The sequence below is a fragment of the Gallaecimonas zhanjiangensis genome (assembly GCF_057624825.1).
In genome coordinates this window covers 3704377-3726355 of sequence record NZ_CM172603.1, presented here as the reverse complement: position 1 = coordinate 3726355, position 21979 = coordinate 3704377, and the positions used below count along the sequence as shown (strand labels likewise).

Genomic DNA, 21979 nt, shown 5'->3' with positions numbered 1-21979 from the left:
CTGGCCCTATGCGCCGCGTTGAGCGAATCCACTTTGTCGGCATCGGTGGTGCCGGCATGGGCGGTATCGCCGAAGTCCTGCTGGGCGAAGGGTATCAAATCACCGGCTCGGACTTGAGCCGCAACGCCGTGACCGAGCGCCTGGCGAGCCTGGGCGCCACCATCTGGACCGAGCACCAGGCCGGTAACGTGGACGGCGCCTCGGTGGTGGTGGTGTCGACCGCCATCAAGGGCGACAACCCGGAAGTGCTGGAAGCCCGTGCCCGCCGTATCCCGGTGGTGCGCCGCGCCGAAATGCTGGCCGAGCTGATGCGTTTTCGCCAGGGCATTGCCGTGGCCGGTACCCACGGTAAAACCACCACCACCAGCCTGGTGTCCAGCCTGCTGTTTGAAGGCGGCCTGGACCCGACCTTCGTGATTGGCGGCCTGCTCAACTCCCACGGCACCAATGCCAAGCTCGGCACCGGCTCCTACTTGGTGGCAGAAGCAGACGAGTCCGACGCCTCGTTTTTGCACCTGCAGCCTTTGATGTCGGTGGTGACCAACATCGAGCCAGACCACATGGACACCTACGGTGGCGACTTTGAAAAGCTCAAGGCCACCTTTGTCGACTTCCTGCACAACCTGCCGTTCTACGGCTTGGCGGTGCTCTGCATCGACGACCCGGTAGTGCGGGAACTGGCCGCCCCTGAGCTTGGCCGCCAGTACCTCACGTACGGTTTCAGTGACGACGCCGACGTGCGCGGCCACGACTTTTCCCAAAGCGCCAACCAAAGCCGCTTTGTGGCCGAACGCAAAGGCCACGCGCCGCTGCAGGTTACCCTTAACCTGCCTGGACGCCACAATGCCCAAAACGCCCTGGCTGCCATTGCCATCGCCACCGACCTTGGCATCAGCGACGCCGCCATCCAGGCTGCCCTCGCGAAATTCCAGGGTATCGGCCGGCGCTTCCAGCATTACGGCGAGTTTGCCACCAGCAAGGGCAAGGTGATGCTGGTGGACGATTACGGCCACCACCCCTCGGAAGTGGATGTCACCATCAAGGCTGCCCGTGCCGGTTGGCCCGATAAGCGCCTGGTGATGGTGTTCCAGCCGCACCGTTACACCCGCACCCGCGATTTGTACGAAGACTTTGCCGAAGTGCTGAGCCAGGTAGACGTGCTGGTGATGCTGGATGTTTACAGCGCCGGGGAAACCCCTATCGCTGGCGCTGACAGCCGCTCCTTGTGCCGCACCATCCGCTCGCGCTCGCAGCTCGAACCGGTGTTTGTGTCCAGCCTCGACGATGTACCCAAAGCCCTTTATGAGCTGATGAACGAAGGGGATTTGGTGATCACCCAAGGCGCCGGCAACGTCGGCTCTTTGGCCCGAGGCCTGGCCCAGGCTGGCCTGGAGGTGCAGCCATGAGCAAGGTCGCCGTACTGCTGGGCGGCAACTCCGCCGAGCGCCCCATTTCGTTGTTGTCTGGTGAAGCGGTGCTGCGCGGTTTGATTGCCGGTGGCATCGACGCCCATGCTTTTGACCCGGCCGAGCGCCCTCTGGAAGATTTGCACCGCGAAGGCTTTGCCAAGGTCTTTATCGCCCTGCATGGCCGTGGCGGCGAAGACGGCACAGTGCAAGGGGCCCTGGAATGGCTGGGTATCCCCTACACCGGCAGCCGGGTGCTGGGCTCGGCCCTGGCCATGGACAAGGTGCGTACCAAGCAAATCTGGCAAAGCCTGGGACTGCCTACCGCCGACTTTTGGATCCTTGAAAAAGGCCTGTTGGATGACACCCTGGCCGCTGATATTATGACCGGCCCGGTGATGGTCAAGCCGTCTCGGGAAGGCTCCAGTCTTGGCATGAAAAAAGCCAGCACCGTGGCCGAGTTGAAGGACGCTGTCGCAGAGGCTGTTGCGCTGGACGACGTGGTATTGGTCGAGCGCTGGATCAACGGTCCCGAATTCACCGTGGGCATTCTGGATAACCAGCCGTTGCCGGTTATTCAGATGAAAACGCCCAATGGCTTTTACGACTACCAAGCCAAATACCAGTCCAACACCACCCAGTACCTCATCCCCTGTGGCCTGCCGGCCGAGCAGGAGGATGCGCTTAAGGTTTTGTCCATGAAAGCCTTCCACGCCGTGGGCGCCGAGGGCTGGGGGCGGGTGGACGCCATGCTCGACGAACATGGCCATTTTCAATTGCTGGAAGTGAACACGGTGCCGGGCATGACCGAAAAGAGCCTGGTACCCAAGGCAGCCAAGGCCACCGGTATGGATTTTTCCACCCTGGTGTGCCGCATCCTGGCATCGGCCCGGTAACGAGGGCCGGTGGTGCGAGGTTGGGGTTTTTGGCTGGGGGTGGTGTTTTTCGCCCTGGTAATGGCGGGTTTCACCTGGGCCGGTTTTGCCCTGTGGGGAACCATGAAAGACGAGGGGCAACTGCCGGTCGAAGAGATCGAGGTGAAAGGGGCGCATCCCCACATCCCGGCCGACGACATCAGAGCGGTGCTCAAGGCCCGGCCCCTGGGCAGCTTCTTTACCGTTGATGTCAACGATGTACAGAAGCGCCTCGAAGCCATGCCCTGGGTCTACCAGGCCGCGGTGCGCAAGGCCTGGCCTCGCAAATTGCAGGTGTACCTGGTCGAGCAAAAGCCGGTGGCGGTATGGAACGACAAAAGCCTGCTGAACGACCAGGGCGAGGTGTTTAACGCCGCGCCCACCGACAAGGAAAACGGCCTGCCTCGGCTGTACGGCGAGGACGGCAACAGCGTCGACGAGCTGGAAGGCTTTAAAGGCCTGGAAACCCTGCTCAGCGGCAACGGTTATCAGCTGACGGCGGCCTGGCTTTCAGACCGCAACAGCTGGGAATTACAGCTCAAGGGTGGATTGAAGATCATCCTGGGCCGAGAAGACACCCTTCGAAGGGTGCAACGCTTTATCGATTGCTTCCCCTACTTGCAGGGAAGCGACAAGCAGCCAGCCTACCTGGACATGCGGTACGACATCGGCTTTGCCGTGGGCTGGAAGGAAGAGGAAAAGAAAGAGACGCCATGACCAAGGCACTGGACAGAAAACTCATCGTTGGGCTCGATATCGGCACCTCCAAGATAGTGGCCGTGGTTGGGGAAGTATTGCCCGACGGCGACATCAACGTGCTGGGTGTGGGTAACCACGCTTCTCGCGGCATGGACAAGGGTGGCGTCAACGATCTCGATTCCGTGGCCCAGTCGGTGCAGCGCGCCGTTGACGAAGCCGAAGTCATGGCCGATTGCCAGGTCAGCGCCGTCTACCTGGCTATTTCCGGGCGCCACGTGCGTTGCCAGAACGAGTCGGGCATGGTGCCCATCAACGACGCCGAAGTGTCTCAGGACGACGTAGACGCCGTTATCCACACCGCCAAGTCGGTACAGATCCCCGAAGGGCGCCGCATCCTCCATGTGCTGCCCCAGGAGTTTGGCATCGACTACCAAGAGGGCATCAAGAGCCCCATCGGCATGAGCGGTGTACGGCTGACCTCCAGCGTGCACCTGGTGACCTGCGCCAACGACATGGCCCGCAACATCATCAAGTGCGTCGAGCGTTGCGACCTGCGCGCCGACCAATTGATCTTCTCGGCCCTGGCGTCCAGCTTCGCGGTACTCACCGACGACGAAAAAGAGCTGGGGGTCTGCGTGGTGGACATGGGCGCCGGCACCATGGACATGGCGGTCTATACCAACGGCGCCATTCGCCACACCGCCGTTATTCCGGCGGCCGGCAACCAGGTGACTTCGGATATCGCCAAGATCTTCCGCACCCCGCTCAGCCATGCGGAGGAGATCAAAACCCGGTATGCCTGCGCCATCAAAAACCTGGTGAGCAAAGAAGAGAACATCGAAGTGCCGTCCGTAGGTGGCCGGCCTTCACGCACCATGAGCCGCCATACCCTGGCGGAAGTGGTGGAACCCCGTTATCAGGAGCTCTTTGAACTGGTTCAAGAAGAACTCAGAAAGAGCGGCCTGGAAGAACAAATTGCCGCCGGTATCGTGTTGACCGGTGGTACGGCCCAGATGGAAGGCGCCATTCAGTTTGCTGAAGAGATCTTCCAGATGCCGGTGCGGCTCGGTGTGCCGCTGCCGGTCAAGGGGCTAAACGACTACGTGGCCGATCCCCGTTTCGCCACCGCCATGGGCCTGTTGCACTACGGCAAGGATGACAGTGCCGGGCGCCGGGTAGAGCGGATTTCCGTCGGGGAAGGGGTCAGTAGCCTTTGGAGCAAGCTGCAAAGCTGGTTCAAGGGACATTTTTAAGGACATACAGGCAGAAGACTGGAGACTGAATCATGTTTGAATTTGTCGATGGCCATAGTGACGAGGCCGTAATTAAAGTCATTGGCGTGGGCGGTGGCGGCGGTAACGCCGTGCAGCACATGGTCGAGCAAACCATTGAAGGCGTCGAGTTCATCGCCGCCAACACTGACGCCCAGGCGCTGAAAAACTCCAACGCCCACGTCACCATCCAATTGGGTGCCAACGTGACCAAGGGCCTGGGTGCCGGTGCCAACCCCCAGGTGGGCCGCCAGAGCGCTGAAGAAGACCGCGAGCAGATCCGCGAAGTGCTGGAAGGGGCCGATATGGTCTTTATCGCCGCCGGCATGGGTGGTGGTACTGGTACCGGCGCCGCTCCTGTGGTGGCGGAAGTGGCCAAGGAGCTGGGTATCCTGACCGTGGCCGTGGTCACCAAGCCGTTCCCCTTCGAAGGTAAAAAACGCATGGCGTTTGCCCAAGAAGGCATCAACCAGCTGGAGCAGCACGTTGACTCGTTGATCACCATCCCCAACGAGAAGCTGCTCAAAGTGCTGGGCAAGTCCACCAGCCTGCTGGCGGCGTTTAAATCCGCCAACGACGTGCTGCTGGGCGCTGTAAAAGGCATCGCCGAACTCATTACTCATCCCGGCATGATCAACGTCGACTTCGCTGACGTGCGCACCGTGATGAGCGAAATGGGTAAAGCCATGATGGGCAGTGGTATCGCCAGCGGCGAAGACCGTGCCCAGGAAGCGGCCGAACTGGCGATTTCCAGCCCGCTTCTGGAAGACGTGGACTTGGCCGGTGCCCGCGGCATCCTGGTTAACATCACTGCCGGCATGAACCTGACCATCGAAGAGTTCGAGACGGTGGGTAACGCCGTACAGGGCTTTGCTTCCGAGCACGCCACTGTGGTGGTGGGTACCACTATCGACCCCGAGATGGAAGACGATATCCGGGTTACCGTGGTGGCAACCGGTATCGGCGGCACCGAGCGCAAGCCGGAGATCACCCTGGTGCAGAAAACCCAGGTTGAGCCGCCGCGCCCGACTTACCAGCAGCCCAGTGGCGACGGTACCCATGGCCGCATGCCGGCTGCCCAGCCTGCCGTAGCGCCCCAGCCGGAGCTGCGCAAGGCCGAGGAGCCGGCGGTAGCCCAGCCCAAGCGTAAGAGCCAGGCGGATCTGGATTATCTGGATATCCCGGCTTTCCTGCGCCGCCAGGCTGACTAAGACGCTGACACCAAGCGTTTGTAAAGCCAGGGTAAATTCCATGTTTTTTACATGGTTTACCGGGCTTTAGGTGTTCAGTTTTTGATAGTAGGGGCGTTATAGTGGTATATTATTGGCCCTTTTGACCCAGGTAGGCCCTTTGGGGGACTGCCCGATTTTGCGAGGTTAGCCACAGATGATTCGGCAACGTACCTTGAAAAGCGCGATTCGCGCCACCGGTGTTGGCTTGCATAGCGGTAATAAAGTATCGCTATGCTTGCGGCCTGCGCCGGTCAATACGGGTATCGTCTTTCGCCGTGTCGACCTTGACCCGGTGGTGGAGATCCCGGCCGATGGCCGTTTGGTTCAAGACACCATGCTCTGCACCTGTTTGCACGGTGAAGAAGGCGTCAAGGTAGCGACCATCGAGCATCTGTGCGCCGCCCTGGCGGGACTGGGTATCGATAACCTTTATGTGGAAATCGATGCCCCTGAGATCCCGATCATGGACGGTAGCTCCAGTCCATTCGTGTTCCTCCTGCAATCTGCCGGTGTGGAGGAGCAGACTGCCGCCAAGAAATTCATCCGTATCAAGGACGTGATCCGGGTAGAAATGGGCGACAAGTGGGCCGAGTTCCGTCCCTATCAGGGATTCAAGATGGATGTGGCCATCGACTTCAACCATCCGGCGATGGAAGGGCGCAACCAGCGCCTGGTGATGGATTTTTCCAGCACCTCTTTCGTCAAGGAAGTCAGCCGCGCCCGTACCTTCGGCTTTATGAAAGACATCGAGACCCTGCGTGCCAACAACCTGGCACTGGGCGGCTCCATGGAAAACGCCGTGGTACTGGACGAGTACAAAATCCTCAACTCCGAAGGCCTGCGCTACGAAGACGAATTCGTGAAGCACAAGCTGCTGGATGCGGTGGGGGATTTGTACCTGGCGGGTCATTCCATCATTGGCGAGTTCCGTTCCTATAAGTCCGGTCATGCCCTTAACAATATGATGGTGCGGGAGATCCTGGCCCATCAACAGGCATGGGACATGGTGACCTTCGAAGACGAAGGCGACGCTTCTCCCATCTCCTACCTGTCGCCAGGCCTCAGCCTGGCCTGATGATTCCAGTCTTTATTTGTTGTTCTGGCGGCGCTCACTGAGCGCCGCTAGTTTTTTCAGGCTTTCACTTAATTTCCCGTCTGTGGTTTCCGCCAAAGCCCGTAATTGTTCGGCGGTGTGGGAACTGATCTCCCGCTTGTTGGGTCTTTGAACCAGCGGATTTACCGCAGCTTTCACCAGTCCTGGGTTGATCCGCAGATCAAGGCTGGTTAGGCTGGGGTCAATTTGCCGCATCTGGCTTAATAAGGCAGACCTTTGCATGCGCAGCTGGCTCAGCCAGGCCGCGCTGGCAACTTCGATCACCAAGACACCTTGGCGCAGGTTGGCCACCCGGCTGTGACTGGCCAGGTGAGGCGGTACCTGCTGCTGATAGCTGTGCTGCAGCGCACTGAGCCTGGATGCCTTTCTCGACAGCTCGGCAAGGCCTGACAGGCTCTGGCTTAGCAGGTTTTCAAGAGAGCTTGGGTGGTCGGACATAACTAAGGCCTTCACCTGGACGTTGACCTTCATTATCGGTGCCTGGGGGTACTAACGGCAATGGCCGTGCCCCAGGGTTTCGCAATGCACCTTGAAAGTCCCGGTTGTTGTCACCATATGAGCAGATAAGCATGTTCATTGGGGGCGACCTTGTTATGGATCCCCTGCGTGCCCCGGCTGGATGCGGCTTGCTCTGGGCAGCCTCATGAAATTGAGGCACTTGCGCGTTTTTTGCCCTGCGCATTTTGTGTATCGCCCGGACGGGCTTTGAGGAATAATAGCCGGCACCCTAACCGGGCCACGTACAAGAAAAGACAGGATTATGTTCACACAACTGCTCACCAAGATTATCGGTAGTCGCAACGATCGCACTATCAAACGCCTCAGCAAGATCGTGGCCCAAATCAATGCCTTGGAACCTCAGTTCGAGGCCTTGGACGACGCCGCTCTCGGCGCCAAGACCGCAGAATTCCGCGGCCGCCTGGAAAAAGGCGACACCCTGGACGATATCCTGCCCGAAGCCTTTGCCACCGTGCGCGAAGCCTCCAAGCGGGTGTTTGGCATGCGCCATTTCGACGTGCAGATGATTGGCGGCATGGTGCTGCACAGCGGCAAGATTGCCGAGATGCGTACCGGTGAAGGTAAAACCCTGACCGCCACCCTGCCAGCCTATCTCAATGCCTTGGCTGGCCCCGTACACGTGGTGACCGTCAACGATTATCTGGCCAAGCGTGACGCCGCCACCAACGCCCCGCTGTTTGAATTTTTGGGCCTGACCGTGGGTGTCAACGTGCCCGGCCTTGGCGCCATGGAGAAGAAGACCGCCTATGAAGCGGACATTCTCTACGGCACCAACAACGAATTCGGCTTTGACTACCTGCGCGACAACATGGCCTTTAGCCCGGCCGAGCGGGTGCAGCGCAAGCTGTATTTTGCGGTGGTGGATGAGGTTGACTCCATCCTTATCGACGAAGCCCGTACCCCGCTTATCATCTCCGGCCCTGCCGAAGACTCTTCCGAGCTGTATCGCCAAATCAACGCCATCGTGCCGCAGCTTGAGCGCCAAGCCGAGGAAGACAAAGAAGGCGAGATGGGTGACGGCGACTTCACCATCGACGAAAAAGCCAAGCAGCTGTATCTGACCGAACACGGCCAGGTGCACATCGAAGATATCCTCAAGGAAAAGGGCCTGCTGGCCGAAGACGAAAGCCTGTTCGGCGCGGGCTCCATCAGCCTGCTGCACCACGTCAACGCCGCCCTGCGTGCCCATCACCTGTTCCATAAAGACGTGGACTACATCGTGGCCGACGGCGAGATTGTCATCGTTGACGAGCATACCGGCCGTACCATGCCGGGCCGCCGCTGGTCTGAAGGCCTGCACCAGGCCATGGAAGCCAAAGAAGGGGTGAAGATCCAGAACGAAAACCAGACCCTGGCTTCAATCACCTTCCAGAATTACTTCCGCCTCTATGACAAGCTGTCCGGCATGACCGGTACCGCCGACACCGAAGCCTTCGAATTCAACCATATCTACCGCCTGGAAACCGTGGTTATCCCCACCAACAGGCCGATGGTGCGTGCCGATATGCCCGACCAGGTGTATCTGTCTGCCGAAGAGAAATACGAAGCCATCATCAACGACATCAAAGGCCAGCGTGAGAAGGGCCGCCCCACTTTGGTGGGTACCATCTCCATCGAATCGTCTGAGCTGCTGTCCCGTCTGTTGAAAAAAGACGGTATCGCCCACCAGGTGCTGAACGCCAAGTTCCACGCCATGGAAGCGGATATCGTCGCGCAAGCCGGCCAGCCAGGCGCCGTGACCATCGCCACCAACATGGCCGGCCGTGGTACCGACATCATCCTGGGTGGTAACTGGCAGTCTGAAATCGACAAACTCGAAGAGCCGACCCAGGCCCAGATTGACGACATCAAGGCCCAATGGAAGCTGCGCCACCAGGAAGTGCTGGACGCCGGCGGCCTGCACATCATCGGTACCGAGCGCCACGAGTCACGCCGTATCGACAACCAGCTCCGTGGCCGTTCCGGCCGCCAGGGCGACCCGGGCTCCAGCCGTTTCTACCTGTCCATGGAAGATGCCCTGATGCGCATCTTCGCCTCTGACCGGGTCACCAACATGATGAAACGCCTGGGCATGCAACATGGCGAAGCCATCGAGCACCCTTGGGTCAACCGCGCTATCGAGAACGCCCAGCGCAAGGTGGAAGGCCGCAACTTCGATATCCGGAAGCAATTGCTGGAATACGATGACGTTGCCAACGACCAGCGCCGCGTGATCTACGAGCAGCGCAACGAGATCATGGACAGCGACTCCATCAAAGACACCATCGACGCCATCCGCAGCGATGTTATCGACAAGACCATCAGCAGCTACATTCCGCCCCAATCCCTTGAGGAAATGTGGGATGTCTCCGGCCTCGAAGAGCGCCTGCGTGGCGACTTCCTGGTTGCCCTGCCGCTGCAACAGTGGCTGGACGAAGACGACAAACTGGATGAAGAGGGCCTGACCCAGCGCATCCACGAAGCGGTAGAAGCCACCTACCAGGCCAAGGAAGAAGCCGTTGGCCCGGAAGTGATCCGCCACTTTGAAAAGGCGGTGATGCTGCAAACCCTGGACGGCCTGTGGAAAGAACATCTGGCCGCCATGGACCACCTGCGCCAGGGCATTCATCTGCGCGGCTACGCCCAGAAAAACCCCAAGCAGGAATACAAGCGCGAAGCCTTTGAGCTGTTCACCGAGATGCTGGAAAGCCTCAAGCACGACGTGGTGAGCATTCTTTGCAAGGTTCGGGTGCAGGCCGAAGAAGACGTGGAAGCGGTTGAAGAACAACGCCGCCGCGCCGAAGCCGTACCGCACCAGTACCAGCACGCCGAAAGCGGCGCCCTGGTTGAGGAGGCTGACGAAAGCAGCGAGCCAAGCACCGTGCTGCGCGACGGCCCCAAGGTTGGCCGCAACGACCCTTGCCCCTGCGGCTCGGGTAAAAAATTCAAGCAATGCCACGGCAAGCTGGTGTAATTGAAAAGTGGCCCTTCGGGGCCACTTTGGTTTTAAGGACAATATGATGAAAAAACAGGTACATGTTGCCGTTGGCGTCATTGAAAACGGCCGTGGCGAGATCTTTGTGACCAAACGCCTGGGCCACCAGCACCAGGGCGGCAAGTGGGAGTTCCCCGGTGGCAAGGTGGAAGAGGGTGAGACCCTGCTGCACGCCCTGGATCGGGAGCTTAGCGAAGAGATTGGCATTAACGTGGTGGCTGCCGAGCCGCTGCTGCTGGTAGAGCACGACTACGGCGACAAAGCAGTGAAGCTGGATGTGTGGCTGGTGCGGGGCTTTGTGGGCCAACCCCGTGGCCTTGAAGGCCAGGAAGGGCAGTGGGTGGCCATCAAAGATTTAGACACCCTGGAGTTCCCTGATGCCAACGGCCCCATAGTCGAGGCCGTGAAAGCCCTGCAATAACTCTGGAGAGTAGTGATGGAACTGGTCTGCTCCCATTGCCTGCGCCTTAACCGTGTTGATGATGCGCGCCTGCAAGACGGCCCAAAATGCGGCGCCTGCAAGGGCGCTTTGCTTGATGGCAGCCTGCTGACTCTGGACGATGGCAACCTGCGCCAAAGTATTGCCCGTCATGGCCTGCCGCTGCTGGTGGATTTTTGGGCAGACTGGTGCGGCCCCTGCAAGATGATGGCGCCGGTGTTTGCCGATACCGCCCGTGAGCTGGCCGGCAAGGTGAGCTTTGCCAAGGTTGATACCATGCAAGCGCCCGCTGCTAGCGGCAGCTTTGCCATCCGCTCCATTCCTACCCTTATCCTGTTCGTTGGTGGCCAGGAGAAGGGGCGTATCAGCGGCGCCCTACCGGCGGGGCAACTGAAAGCCTGGCTGGCGCAGCAGCTCGCTTAAGGCGCCAGTGGGGCATGCGGCGGTGGGCGCCGCCTGACAAAATCTGTACAATGCCGCGCTTCCCGTTTTAGTAGAGGAAGCTTGCTCATGAGCTGGCGCCAGCAGTGGTTCTCGCAACCCGTCAAAGACATTCTTTCCGGCTCGGTGGTGGCTTTGGCCCTCATTCCCGAGGCCATTGCCTTTTCCATCATCGCCGGCGTCGACCCTAAGGTCGGCCTGTACGCGTCTTTTTGTATCGCCACCGTCATTGCCTTTTTAGGTGGTCGGCCTGCCATGATCTCGGCGGCTACCGGCGCCATGGCGCTGCTGATGACCGATCTGGTAAAAGACCACGGCCTGCAATACCTGCTGGCGGCCACCTTACTGACCGGCGTCTTTCAAATTATTGCCGGTTGGCTGCGCTTAGGGGAGCTGATGCGCTTTGTGTCACGGGCGGTGGTGACCGGCTTTGTCAACGCGCTGGCCATTCTTATCTTCATGGCCCAGCTGCCGGAGCTGACCCACGTTACCTGGCCGGTGTATGTGATGACCGCCGCCGGCCTTGGCATCATTTATCTGTTCCCTTATGTCACCAAGGCCATTCCATCGCCGCTGGTGTGCATTCTGGTGCTCACCGCTGTGTCGATGTACCTGGGGCTCGATATCCATACCGTGGGCGACATGGGCGAATTGCCCGACAGCCTGCCGGTATTCATGTTGCCGGACATTCCCTTTAATCTCGACACCCTTGCCATTATCGCGCCTTATTCCCTGGGCCTGGCGGTGGTTGGCCTGCTGGAATCGATGATGACCGCCACCATAGTGGATGATTTCACCGACACCGACTCCAACAAGAACATGGAGTGCCGTGGCCAGGGCATCGCCAATATCGTGGCGGGCTTTTTTGGCGGCATGGCGGGCTGCGCCATGATTGGCCAGTCGGTGATCAACGTGAAATCCGGTGGCCGCAACCGCCTCTCCACCCTGGTAGCTGGCGTGTTTTTGCTGATCCTGGTGGTGTTTCTCAATAAATGGGTGGCCCAGATCCCCATGGCGGCCTTGGTGGCGGTGATGATCATGGTCTCCATCGGCACCTTTAGCTGGGGCTCTATCCGCGATATGCGTAAAACCCCGCTTACTACCAATATCGTGATGATCGCCACCGTGGCGGCGGTGGTACTCACCCACAACTTGTCTGTTGGGGTGCTGCTGGGCGTGTTGTTGTCGGCCCTGTTCTTTGCCAACAAGGTGGCCAGGGTGCTGCATGTGGGTGTGCGCACCGAAGACGGCGTTACCGAGTATCAAGTGACAGGGCAGGTGTTTTTTGCTTCCGCTAATCGCTTTGTCGGCTGTTTTGACTTTAAAGAAGCGGTGGCCAAGGTGCGTATCGATGTCAGCCGCGCCCATTTTTGGGATCAAACCGCCGTTGGCGCCCTCGACAAAGTGGTGCTTAAGCTGCGCCGCGACGGCGCCAGTGTCGAAGTGGTGGGCCTTAACCAGGCCAGTGCCACTTTGGTAGACAAATTCGGCGTACATGATAAAGCTGAGGATGTAGAACAGCTGATGGGGCACTAAGGATGACGAGCATGACCAACACTATCATGGCCTGTATTGACGGCGCCCAACATGCCACTACCGTTGCTGATTGCGGCGCCTGGCTGGCAAACCGCCTCGATGCACCGCTGACCCTGCTGCATGTGCTTGACCATCACCACGGCCTGCACAGTGGCGATTTCAGCGGTGCCATCGGCCTTGGCGCCCAGGAGGCGCTGATAACCGAAATGGCCAAACTCGACGAGCAGCGCTCAAAGCTTGCCATGGAGCAGGGCGCCTTGATGCTCGAAGCGCAAGTGGCGCGCCTAGCCGAACAAGGCTTTGACGGCGCCCAAAGCCGCCAGCGCCACGGTGAAGTGGTGCAAAGCCTCAAAGAGCTGGAAGCTCAAACCCGGGTTTGGGTGCTGGGCAAAAAAGGTGGCAAGGATAAGGGCGAGCACCTGCTGGGCGCTCATGTTGAAGCCATGGTGCGGGCGCTGCACCAGCCGGTGCTTTTAGTGGCTGAGCAATTCACCGCGCCCCAGGCTGTGCTCATTGCTTTTGACGGTTCGGCAACCGGCCGCAAGATGGTGGAAGTGATAGCCCAAAGCCCCATCTTTGCTGGTTTGCCTTGCCACCTGGTAATGGTGACCGAGGACAACGAGCCAAACCGCAGTCAGTTGACCTGGGCCAGCGCGCAGCTGCAGGCAACCGGCCACCAGTGCCAGGGGCAAATCCTGCAAGGCGAGGTAGATAAGGCGCTTTGCGCCTATCAGCAGCAGCACGGCATTGGCTTGTTGGTGATGGGGGCCTATGGCCACAGCCGCATTCGCCAGTTTTTGCTGGGCTCAACCACCACCACCATGCTGCAAAGCTGCCAGGTGCCGGTGCTTATCCTGCGATGAAAAAGGCGGCCGATTGGCCGCCTTTTTACTGCCTTTTAAATCGCGTTAGATAAAGCGCATCGACAGGTCGATGGCCTGTATGTGTTTGGTCAGAGCGCCGCTGGAAACAAAATCCACCCCGGTGGCGGCGATTTGGCTTAGCGCCTCGTCGGTAACGTTACCGGACACTTCCAGCTTGGTGGCGGGGCGCTCGCTATTGCGCTTGGCGACGGCTGCCGCCATCTGCTCAAAGCTGAAGTTATCCAGCATCACGATATCGGCCCCAGCCGCCAGCGCCTCGTCCAACTCGGTCAGACTTTCCACTTCCACTTCCACCGGTTTGCCTGGGGCTATCTGGTGGGCCTGGCTGATGGCGTTGGCGATGGAGCCTGCCGCCAGGATATGGTTTTCCTTGATAAGGAAGGCATCAAAAAGGCCGATGCGATGGTTTTGCCCGCCGCCACATTTCACCGCGTATTTTTGTGCCAGCCGCAGCCCGGGAATGGTCTTGCGGGTATCTAGCAACTGGGTATGGCTGCCAGCCAGTTTCTGGGCATAAAAATGGGTGGTAGTGGCGGTTGCCGAGAGCAGCTGCACAAAGTTAAGGGCGGTGCGCTCGCCGGTCAACAGCGCTCTGGCCGGGCCTTGCAGGGTGAATAGGGTGCTGCCGGCGCTTACTTGTTGGCCATCTTCCACTGCAAAGGTCACGGTGACGTCACTACCCAGTGCCTTGAAGGTCTCCAGTACCCAGGCTTTGCCGCAAAACACCATGCCCTCGCGGGTGATCACCCGGGCTGTCTTGTGCTCACTGGCCGGCACCAGCATGGCGGTGATGTCTCCAGAGGCGATAACCTCGCCTCCTAAATCTTCAGCCAGAGCAGCTTGTACTTGGCGGGCGATATCCTGTTCAAATGTCATGTTAAAAGCGTTGGCTGAATGCGGCAGATGGGTATGCATTCTACCCTTAGCTGCCCGCTGGCAAAAGCCGCCGGACAAACCAAAGGGCAACGCGATGTCATACTTGGTTAAGGCTCTTTAGCATTTTGTTGCTTTCATATTTACCTAATGCCCTGGCTGCTAATATACTGACGGCTGTACAAAAGTGCCGAAATCGCGGTGCTTTCGGCCACTTTGACGCAACATTTTTTTGACATGCGTCTTGGCGTTTTGACCGGCTCGCGTTAATAATGGATTCAGCCCAGCTTGCGGGCTTCCGACAGATTACAGATGTAAAAGAGGGGATTTACCATGAAGAAACAACAAGGTTTTACCTTGATCGAACTGATGATCGTGGTGGCGATCGTAGGTATCCTGGCCGCTATCGCCCTGCCTGCTTATCAGACCTATACCAAAAAAGCCAAGTTCTCTGAGGTTATGGCTGCGACTGGGTCTATGAAGACTCAGGCTGAAGTTTGTGCTCAGACAAACGGTTATACAGCGGCATCTAGCTTGACTACTGCCAACTGCGGTTTTCAAGCTGTTGGTGCAAGTGGTTATGTTACTTCTGTAACTTGGACCGATGGGACAGGTATTGTTGCTACAGGCACTTCTGTCGTAGACAGTAAAACCTACACTCTGACAGCCGCTGTAAATGCAAGCAGCAGCCAAGTGACTTGGACTGCTGGTGGCACATGTAAAGCAGCAGGCATTTGCTAATATAGCGCGTCGATTTAGGGGAGATTTAGCGATCTCCTCTAAATGACGATTGCCAATAGCTTCTAAATGTCCGGATTCCTTCCTGTTGCCAAAGGCACCCTCGCTCTTCTACTTAGACGAGGCAAAATAACCCAATCCACAGTCGAAGAACTTCTCAAAGAGAACCATTCTGGGCTGATACCGCTATTTGATGTTTTAAAAAAATCTGAGTTAACGGCTGAGGCTTTTGCCAAGTTTCTATCTGAGCAGTTTGGCCTGCCGATTTTCGACCTCACCAAGTTTGACCTCGACACCATTCCCAGCACCCTTTTGAATGAGCAGCTTATTCAAAAGCATGCTGTGCTGCCGCTCTTTAAGCGCCAGAACCGTATCTTTATTGCCACCGCCGACCCCAGTAATCAATCGGCCCTGGAAGATTTTCGTTTTAACTTGCGCCTACCCACCGAGCCGGTGCTGGTTAATGCCGATGAGCTGGCCAAGGCCATCGACAAACTGCTGGAGAAGACCGGCTCGGCCCTGGATATCGGTGATGTTAACGATGCCGAGCTTGCAGAGCTTGCAGTAGATGACGAAAGCGACCGGGACCAGGATATTGGCACCGGCAAGGAAGACGACGCCCCTATCGTTATCTACATCAATAAGTTGTTGATGGATGCTATTCGTAAAGGCGCGTCAGACCTGCACTTTGAGCCTTACGAGAAAAGCTACCGGGTGCGGTTTCGCATAGACGGTATTCTGCATGAAGTGGCAGCGCCGCCGGTATCGGTCGCCAACCGGCTGGCGGCTCGTATTAAGGTGATGTCCAAGCTGGATATTGCCGAACGCCGCATTCCCCAAGATGGCCGTATTAAGCTGCGCCTTTCCCGTAAAAAGGCCATCGATTTTCGGGTCTCGACCTTGCCGACCCTGTGGGGCGAGAAAATCGTAATGCGTATCCTCGATTCCAGCTCGACGCAGCTCGGTATCGATATGCTGGGATACGAGCCTGAGCAAAAACGTCTGTACCTTGAGGCATTGCATAAACCCCAGGGCATGATTTTGGTTACCGGGCCGACAGGTTCGGGTAAAACCGTGTCGCTTTATACCGGCCTTAATATCCTTAATACCGAAGAGCGCAATATCTCGACGGCTGAAGACCCGGTGGAAATCAACCTGCCCGGAGTTAACCAGGTGCAAATCCATACCAAAGCCGGTATGACCTTTGCCTCGGCGCTGCGGGCCTTTTTGCGCCAGGACCCGGATATCATCATGGTAGGGGAGATCCGTGACCTGGAAACGGCAGAGATCTCCATCAAAGCGGCCCAGACCGGCCACTTGGTGCTTTCTACCCTGCATACCAACTCGGCATCGGAAACCCTGACCCGTCTGGTCAATATGGGGGTGCCGCCTTATAACATCGCCTCCAGTGTCACCTTGGTTATTGCCCAGCGCCTGGGCCGGCGGCTGTGTTCGGTATGTAAGCAGCCCGAGCACCTACCCAAAGACGAATTGCTGCGCCAGGGCTTTTCACCGAGACAAATAGAAGAAGGCTTTACCTTATACCGTCCGGTTGGGTGCAGTGAATGCACCGGAGGCTACAAGGGGCGAGTAGGGGTGTATGAGACCATGCCCATGACAGAGGCACTGGCTAAAATCATTATGGAAGGTGGGAACTCGCTGGATATTGCTGCCCAGGCTCAGCGAGAGGGGATAAAAAACTTGCGCCAATCCGGGCTGGAAAAAGCCAGGCAGGGAGTCACCTCCCTGGCCGAAGTCAACCGGGTTACCAGCTACTAAGGAGTCGCCATGGCAACCGCAACGGCAACCAAAAGAAAAGTAGAAACCCAGAAGCTGGAGATTTTTTCCTGGAAGGGCCTTAATCGCCGTGGCGAGAAAGTCCAAGGGGAGATGACCGGGGCCCGGATTAACGAAATCAAAGCCCAGCTGCGGGCTCAGGGTATTACCCCCAAAGAAGTTAAGCGTAAACCCAAATCCCTATTCTCTTTTGGCCAGAAAATTGAGGCTGCCGACATCGCGGCGGTGACCCGTCAGCTGGCCACCATGCTGGCCTCAGGCGTACCCTTGGTGCAGTCCCTGGACATCATTGCCAAAGGCTACAAGAAAGACGCGGTGCGGGAGATGATGGTGAAGATCTCCGGCGATGTGCAAGGCGGGACGCTGCTCTCTGAGGCGCTGGGTAAGTATCCAACCCTCTTTGATTCACTATATCGCGACTTGGTGGCTGCCGGTGAGCATTCCGGTGCTATGGAGACCATGTTTGACCGTATTGCTACCTACAAAGAGAAACAGGAAGAGCTGAAAGCCAAAATCAAAAAGGCGCTGTTCTATCCTTCAGCCATCGTTTTTGTGGCTATTGTGGTTACAGCGATATTGCTGATTTTTGTGGTGCCACAATTTGAAGATATCTTCCATTCTTTTGGCGCTGAACTGCCTGCCTTTACCCGGCTTTGGATCTCCATCTCTCATGCTTTGCAGAGTTCTTGGTACATCATTCTCGGCGTGTTGATTATTGCCGGATTCAGCTTTCGAAGCGCCCACCGTAAATCTCAGAGCGTCAGGGATAAGACTGACAGGTTTATCCTGCGCCTGCCTATCGTTGGCTCTATTTTGCACAAAGCTGCCTTGGCTCGCTTTGCCCGTACCTTGGCCACTACCTTTTCGGCCGGTGTACCGCTGATTGATGGTCTGGCCTCCAGCGCTGGCGCCTCGGGCAACGCCCTCTACCGTGACGCAGTGCTTAAGGTGCGCCGCGAGGTAGAAACTGGCATGCAGATGAACGTGGCCATGCGTACCACCCAGGTGTTTCCAGAGATGATCATCCAGATGGTGCTGATCGGCGAAGAGTCCGGCTCCATCGACGAGATGATGTCTAAAGTTGCTCAGGTATATGAGCGGGAAGTGGACGACGCCGTGGATGGCCTGATGAGCCTGTTGGAACCTGCCATTATGATCGTCCTTGGCCCTATTATCGGCGGCCTGGTCGTGGCAATGTACCTGCCTATCTTCCAGTTGGGACAAGTAGTGGGTTGATCCCTGATGCAGTTGATTGATGTGTTAGGCCGCGAGCCGTTATGGCTGGCGGTCTTTGTTTTTATCTTCGGGCTGCTGGTTGGCAGCTTCCTCAATGTGGTGATTTACCGGCTGCCGGTAATGCTGGAGCGGCGCTGGAAAAAAGAAAGCCGCGAATTGCTTGGCCTGGACCACAGCCATGATAGCCAGCCGTTCAACCTGATGGTACCCCGCAGCCACTGCCCCAAATGCCACTCCCCTGTCGCTTGGTACGACAATATCCCGCTCTTTAGCTGGCTGCTGCTCCAGGGCCGCTGCCGTCACTGTAAGGTGAGCATTGCGGCGCGTTACCCTTTGGTGGAGTTGGTTGCCGGGCTGATGTCGGCCGCTGTTGCCTGGCACTTTGGGGCCACCTGGTTGATGCTGGCGGCGCTGCTTTTCACCTGGATACTGCTCACCCTCACCTTTATTGACGCCGACACCATGTTACTGCCTGACAACCTGACCCTGCCGCTGATGTGGGGCGGTTTGTTGGTGAGCCTTTTGGGTGGCTTGGTGAGCCCAGAGCAAGCCATCATCGGCGCTGCTTTGGGTTATTTGTCGCTTTGGTCAGTGTATTGGGTATTTAAGTTGCTGACCGGCAAGGAAGGCATGGGCTATGGCGACTTCAAACTGCTCGCCGCTCTTGGCGCCTGGCTTGGCCCCTGGATGCTGCCGCAAATCATTTTGCTATCTTCGGTCTTTGGCCTGCTTTGGGGCATTTATGGCGCCCTTCGCAGCAACAAGGGCAGCCAGCCCATGCCTTTTGGCCCCTTTTTGGCGGCAGCCGGCTGGGTGGCCCTGATGTGGGGGCCTGCCATTAATCGCTGGTATCTGGGGTATTTAAGCTGATGTTCGTGGTTGGGCTTACCGGCGGTATCGGCTCAGGCAAAAGCACGGTTGCCAACCTTTTTGCCGAGCAGGGCATAACGCTGGTAGATGCCGATATTGTCGCCCGCCAAGTGGTAGAGCCCGGCACTCCCGGCCTAACAGCTCTTACAGCGCATTTTGGCGCCGATATTCTGGGTGCTGACGGCAGCCTCGACAGAGCAGCCCTTCGTGGCCATATCTTTAACGATGAGCAGGCCCGCCAATGGGTAAACGATCTCCTTCATCCGCTCATTCGCACTGAAATGACGCAGCAGTTGGCTGCAGCTCAAAGCCCTTATGTGCTCTGGGTAGTGCCGCTGCTGATTGAAAACGACCTCTACCGCCAGTGCGACCGGGTGCTGGTGGTGGATGCCCATGAGCATCAGCAGCGCAGCCGGGTGCTGGCCAGGGACAGCCGCGCCGATGCCGACGCCATCATGGCCCGGCAAATGCCCCGCGAGGAACGGCTGAAATATGCCGACCATATTGTCGACAACAGCGGCGATCTTGAGCAAGTGAAAGCCCAGGTTCAGCTTTTACATCGCCGCTACCTGTCGGAGGCGGCGCAAAAAAGGCTATGATTGAGGCGGACAAATCAACAACGCCTGGGCCATGGACTGTCAGTTCGAATTTCCCCTCTCAGAAAAATTCCGCGCCTACCTGAGGCTCGATTATTTGCTTCGCCGATTGTTCAAATCGGCGGACAATGCCGATTGGCCGTTTTTCACCGCCCTGTTCGACTTGTTAGACGTAATGGACAGAGGGGACGTGAAGGCCGAGCTCATCAAGGATCTGGAACGGGCCATCGAGCAACTGCAGCGTTGGGAGCAGATGCCCGGCGTGGATGCCCAGCAGCTCAACGAACTGGGCCGTGAGCTGCAAACCCACAGGCAATGGCTGCTAACCCAGCAGCGCCTGCCGCCCGGCTGGCGGGACGACCCTCTGCTGATGGCCCTTCGTGCCCGGTTCACCGTAGCCGGCGGCGACGCCCCCTTTGATTTACCGCAACTTGCCTGCTGGCAGCAACGCAGCGCCGTGGTGCGCCAGGCCGATGTGGCCGCCTGGCTCGACAAGGTTGAGCCTTTTGCCAGGGGCCTTTCTTTATTGCTGAAATTGGTCAGGGAAGGGGGGCGGCCCGAGCCGGTAGTGGCCCGTAACGGCTTTTTCCAGGCGAGCTGTGAAAACCTGGTGCTGCTGCACCTTGCCGATCTGCCAGCGGATCTTTACCCTAGTGTGTCCGGGCACCGAGGCCGCTACACGGTGCGGCTGATGAGCCTGGGTAATGATGGTGAAGCAACGCCGGTTGCAGAAGATGTGCCCATGACGCTATGTCATTGCAGCTGGCAGTAGGAGATAAGTGTTGGTTGTCAGTTGTCCTATTTGTAATAAAGATGTCGAGTGGTCCGAGCAAAGCCCTTTTCGCCCTTTCTGCTCCAAACGTTGTCAGTTGATTGACTTGGGCGAGTGGGCCTCCGGCGAGCGTGCCATTCCTGCCGAAGAAGATGCTCCCTCCGAGTCTGACGACTACGAATAAAGCCTGTTTTTCAAACGGTTAAATCCTTGTGCTACAGTGGCTTCAACACTCTTATGGAGCCGCTGTTCGTGACCGATTGGTACCCCGGCGCCAAGCGCCACCCCAGCCCCCATTGCGATGACAGGCCTGCAAGCCTTCGGCCTGATCTGCTGGTGATCCACAATATCAGCCTGCCGCCCCAGCACTTTGGCCAAGGCCTAGTGCCAGCGTTTTTTGACGGTAGCCTCGATTGCAGCGCTCACCCCTGGCTGGCACGGCTGCAGGGGGTGAGAGTATCGGCGCACTTTTTTATCGAGCGAGATGGCAGGGTCTGGCAACTGGTGGCTATAAGCCAGCGCGCCTGGCATGCCGGCCTTTCGCAGTTTGCCGGCCGTGAACGCCTTAACGACAGCAGCGTCGGTGTGGAGCTTGAAGGGGCTGACCATCTACCTTTTACCCCAGCCCAATACCAGGCCCTGGCGCACCTTAGTGCCTGGCTGTTTACCCATACCGACATCGGACCTCACCGGGTCACCGGCCATGAAACCATAGCCCCTATTAGAAAAACCGATCCGGGTCCGCTGTTCGATTGGCTGACTTATTACCGTTTGATGGAGCTGACGGCATGATGCTGATAACCCTGTTGCTGATCCTGGCCCTGGACAGGGTGGTGATGCTACCCGCTGCCTGGCAACTCGATACCTGGCTGGCAAGGCTGCCGGCCGCCGCCAGGGCGCCCTCTGTGCCATGGCCAGTGCTGCTGGTGGGGTTGGTGCTGGCCACGATAGCGGTGGACGCTGCGTTGTACCTGCTGCCCTGGGTGCTCTCTTGGCCGATAACGGTATTGCTGCTGTGGGCGGCGCTTAACAGCACCCAGCTTCGCCAGCAATACCGGCAAATGCTCAACGCCTTTTCCCGGGGCGACCTGCAAGCGGCCGACCTTTACTCTCAAGGCATCGAGCAGCCCCTGACCTCAGCCACCTACAGCGGCCGGGAGCGCACCTTGATGGCGCTGCTGTGGGCCAACTATCGCCATTATTGCGCCGTGTTGTTCTTTTATGTGCTGGCCGGTACCGGCGCCGTGCTCGCTTACGGTTTGTTGCGTTACTGGCATAACCAGGAGCAACCCGAGGCGCGCCGCCTGATCAAATTAGTGGATTGGCTACCGGTACGCTTTACCGCTCTGGGATTTGCCTTTGTCGGCCATTACTCCCGGGCCATGCCCCGCTGGCTAGAAGGGCTGCTCAAGCATCCCAACGACAACGAAGACTACCTCGGCCAGGTCGCCCTGGCTGCCGAAGAGGTCGATTGCTCCGAGCCTTGCAGCGACAAGCCGGTGCTGAACATGGTGGCCCTGGCCAAGCGTAACCTGCTGTTCTTCCTGTGCCTGGTGGCGGCCCTTATCCTGTTGGGATTTTTGGTCTGACCAATTTAAGCCGGCATCTTTACTGAACAACTCTGCCGAGCTGGCTTCGACTGCGGTCTAATAGACAGGGTTATTCCCA

At 58.1% G+C, this 21979-nt stretch carries 22 protein-coding genes; 20 read left to right on the top strand and 2 right to left on the bottom strand.

Annotation, left to right across the window (positions count from 1 at the left end; all coding sequences use genetic code 11):
• Positions 1–8 precede the first annotated feature (8 nt).
• The 6 genes from murC (at position 9) to lpxC (ending at position 6597) form a co-directional block, all read left to right on the top strand.
• Entirely contained in the window at positions 9–1406 is a 1398-nt protein-coding gene (gene murC / locus AC22G1_RS17605) for a UDP-N-acetylmuramate--L-alanine ligase (protein ID WP_487314515.1), read from the top strand.
• Positions 1403–2302 carry a D-alanine--D-alanine ligase gene (locus tag AC22G1_RS17600; protein ID WP_487314514.1) on the top strand — a complete coding sequence of 300 codons (900 nt, stop codon included), beginning with the start codon at positions 1403–1405 and terminating at the stop codon, positions 2300–2302. Before murC ends, AC22G1_RS17600 begins: the two co-directional genes overlap by 4 nt.
• A 9-nt stretch (positions 2303–2311) precedes the next feature.
• Entirely contained in the window at positions 2312–3037 is a 726-nt protein-coding gene (locus AC22G1_RS17595) for a cell division protein FtsQ/DivIB (RefSeq protein WP_487314513.1), read from the top strand.
• On the top strand, positions 3034–4272 hold the full coding sequence (gene ftsA, locus AC22G1_RS17590; protein WP_487314512.1) for a cell division protein FtsA: 1239 nt from the start codon (positions 3034–3036) through the stop codon (positions 4270–4272). Before AC22G1_RS17595 ends, ftsA begins: the two co-directional genes overlap by 4 nt.
• Before the next feature lie 32 nt (positions 4273–4304).
• Entirely contained in the window at positions 4305–5501 is a 1197-nt protein-coding gene (gene ftsZ, locus AC22G1_RS17585; protein ID WP_487314511.1) for a cell division protein FtsZ, read from the top strand.
• Positions 5502–5676: 175 nt separating this feature from the next.
• A complete protein-coding gene (lpxC, locus tag AC22G1_RS17580) occupies positions 5677–6597 on the top strand; it encodes a UDP-3-O-acyl-N-acetylglucosamine deacetylase (protein WP_487314510.1) in 921 nt (306 codons plus the stop codon).
• Positions 6598–6609: 12 nt separating this feature from the next.
• Here the strand turns inward: lpxC and AC22G1_RS17575 are convergent, their stop codons facing one another.
• Positions 6610–7074, bottom strand: a complete 465-nt coding sequence (locus tag AC22G1_RS17575) for a DUF721 domain-containing protein (RefSeq protein WP_487314509.1) — start codon at positions 7072–7074, stop codon at positions 6610–6612.
• A 322-nt stretch (positions 7075–7396) separates the two neighbouring features.
• Here AC22G1_RS17575 and secA point away from each other — a divergent pair, with 322 nt between their 5' ends.
• The 5 genes from secA (at position 7397) to AC22G1_RS17550 (ending at position 13408) form a co-directional block, all read left to right on the top strand.
• Positions 7397–10108, top strand: coding sequence for a preprotein translocase subunit SecA (gene secA, locus AC22G1_RS17570; protein WP_487314508.1), 2712 nt, complete (start codon positions 7397–7399; stop codon positions 10106–10108).
• 46 nt (positions 10109–10154) lie between these two features.
• Positions 10155–10550, top strand: a complete 396-nt coding sequence (mutT, locus tag AC22G1_RS17565; RefSeq protein WP_050659112.1) for an 8-oxo-dGTP diphosphatase MutT — start codon at positions 10155–10157, stop codon at positions 10548–10550.
• Between the two features lie 15 nt (positions 10551–10565).
• On the top strand, positions 10566–10991 hold the full coding sequence (gene trxC, locus AC22G1_RS17560) for a thioredoxin TrxC (protein WP_487314507.1): 426 nt from the start codon (positions 10566–10568) through the stop codon (positions 10989–10991).
• Positions 10992–11078: 87 nt separating this feature from the next.
• Complete coding sequence (locus AC22G1_RS17555) at positions 11079–12545, top strand: SulP family inorganic anion transporter (protein ID WP_487314506.1); 1467 nt, start codon at positions 11079–11081, stop codon at positions 12543–12545.
• Positions 12546–12556: 11 nt separating this feature from the next.
• Positions 12557–13408, top strand: coding sequence for a universal stress protein (locus AC22G1_RS17550; RefSeq protein WP_487314505.1), 852 nt, complete (start codon positions 12557–12559; stop codon positions 13406–13408).
• Positions 13409–13453: 45 nt separating this feature from the next.
• Here the strand turns inward: AC22G1_RS17550 and nadC are convergent, their stop codons facing one another.
• Positions 13454–14305 (bottom strand): carboxylating nicotinate-nucleotide diphosphorylase, encoded by an 852-nt coding sequence (gene nadC / locus AC22G1_RS17545; protein WP_487314504.1) that lies wholly within the window; start codon positions 14303–14305, stop codon positions 13454–13456.
• Between the two features lie 330 nt (positions 14306–14635).
• Between nadC and AC22G1_RS17540 the strand changes: the two genes are divergently transcribed.
• The 9 genes from AC22G1_RS17540 (at position 14636) to ampE (ending at position 21900) form a co-directional block, all read left to right on the top strand.
• Positions 14636–15043 carry a pilin gene (locus tag AC22G1_RS17540; RefSeq protein WP_487314503.1) on the top strand — a complete coding sequence of 136 codons (408 nt, stop codon included), beginning with the start codon at positions 14636–14638 and terminating at the stop codon, positions 15041–15043.
• Positions 15044–15109: 66 nt separating this feature from the next.
• Positions 15110–16819 (top strand): type IV-A pilus assembly ATPase PilB, encoded by a 1710-nt coding sequence (gene pilB, locus AC22G1_RS17535; protein WP_487314502.1) that lies wholly within the window; start codon positions 15110–15112, stop codon positions 16817–16819.
• Between the two features lie 9 nt (positions 16820–16828).
• The gene (locus tag AC22G1_RS17530) at positions 16829–18073 is read left to right on the top strand and encodes a type II secretion system F family protein (RefSeq protein ID WP_487314501.1); all 1245 of its coding nucleotides are present in this window, start codon (positions 16829–16831) and stop codon (positions 18071–18073) included.
• Positions 18074–18079: 6 nt separating this feature from the next.
• Positions 18080–18943, top strand: coding sequence for a prepilin peptidase (locus AC22G1_RS17525; protein WP_487314500.1), 864 nt, complete (start codon positions 18080–18082; stop codon positions 18941–18943).
• On the top strand, positions 18940–19542 hold the full coding sequence (gene coaE, locus AC22G1_RS17520; protein WP_487316747.1) for a dephospho-CoA kinase: 603 nt from the start codon (positions 18940–18942) through the stop codon (positions 19540–19542). The genes AC22G1_RS17525 and coaE overlap by 4 nt, the downstream gene beginning before the upstream one ends.
• Positions 19543–19573: 31 nt before the next feature.
• A complete protein-coding gene (zapD, locus tag AC22G1_RS17515) occupies positions 19574–20311 on the top strand; it encodes a cell division protein ZapD (protein WP_123420512.1) in 738 nt (245 codons plus the stop codon).
• Positions 20312–20321: 10 nt separating this feature from the next.
• The gene (yacG, locus tag AC22G1_RS17510) at positions 20322–20495 is read left to right on the top strand and encodes a DNA gyrase inhibitor YacG (protein ID WP_123420589.1); all 174 of its coding nucleotides are present in this window, start codon (positions 20322–20324) and stop codon (positions 20493–20495) included.
• A gap of 53 nt (positions 20496–20548) precedes the next feature.
• Positions 20549–21103: a 1,6-anhydro-N-acetylmuramyl-L-alanine amidase AmpD gene (ampD, locus tag AC22G1_RS17505; protein ID WP_487314499.1), complete on the top strand. Its 555-nt coding sequence runs from the start codon at positions 20549–20551 to the stop codon at positions 21101–21103.
• On the top strand, positions 21100–21900 hold the full coding sequence (gene ampE / locus AC22G1_RS17500; protein ID WP_487314498.1) for a regulatory signaling modulator protein AmpE: 801 nt from the start codon (positions 21100–21102) through the stop codon (positions 21898–21900). The genes ampD and ampE overlap by 4 nt, the downstream gene beginning before the upstream one ends.
• The last annotated feature ends 79 nt before the right edge of the window (positions 21901–21979 follow it).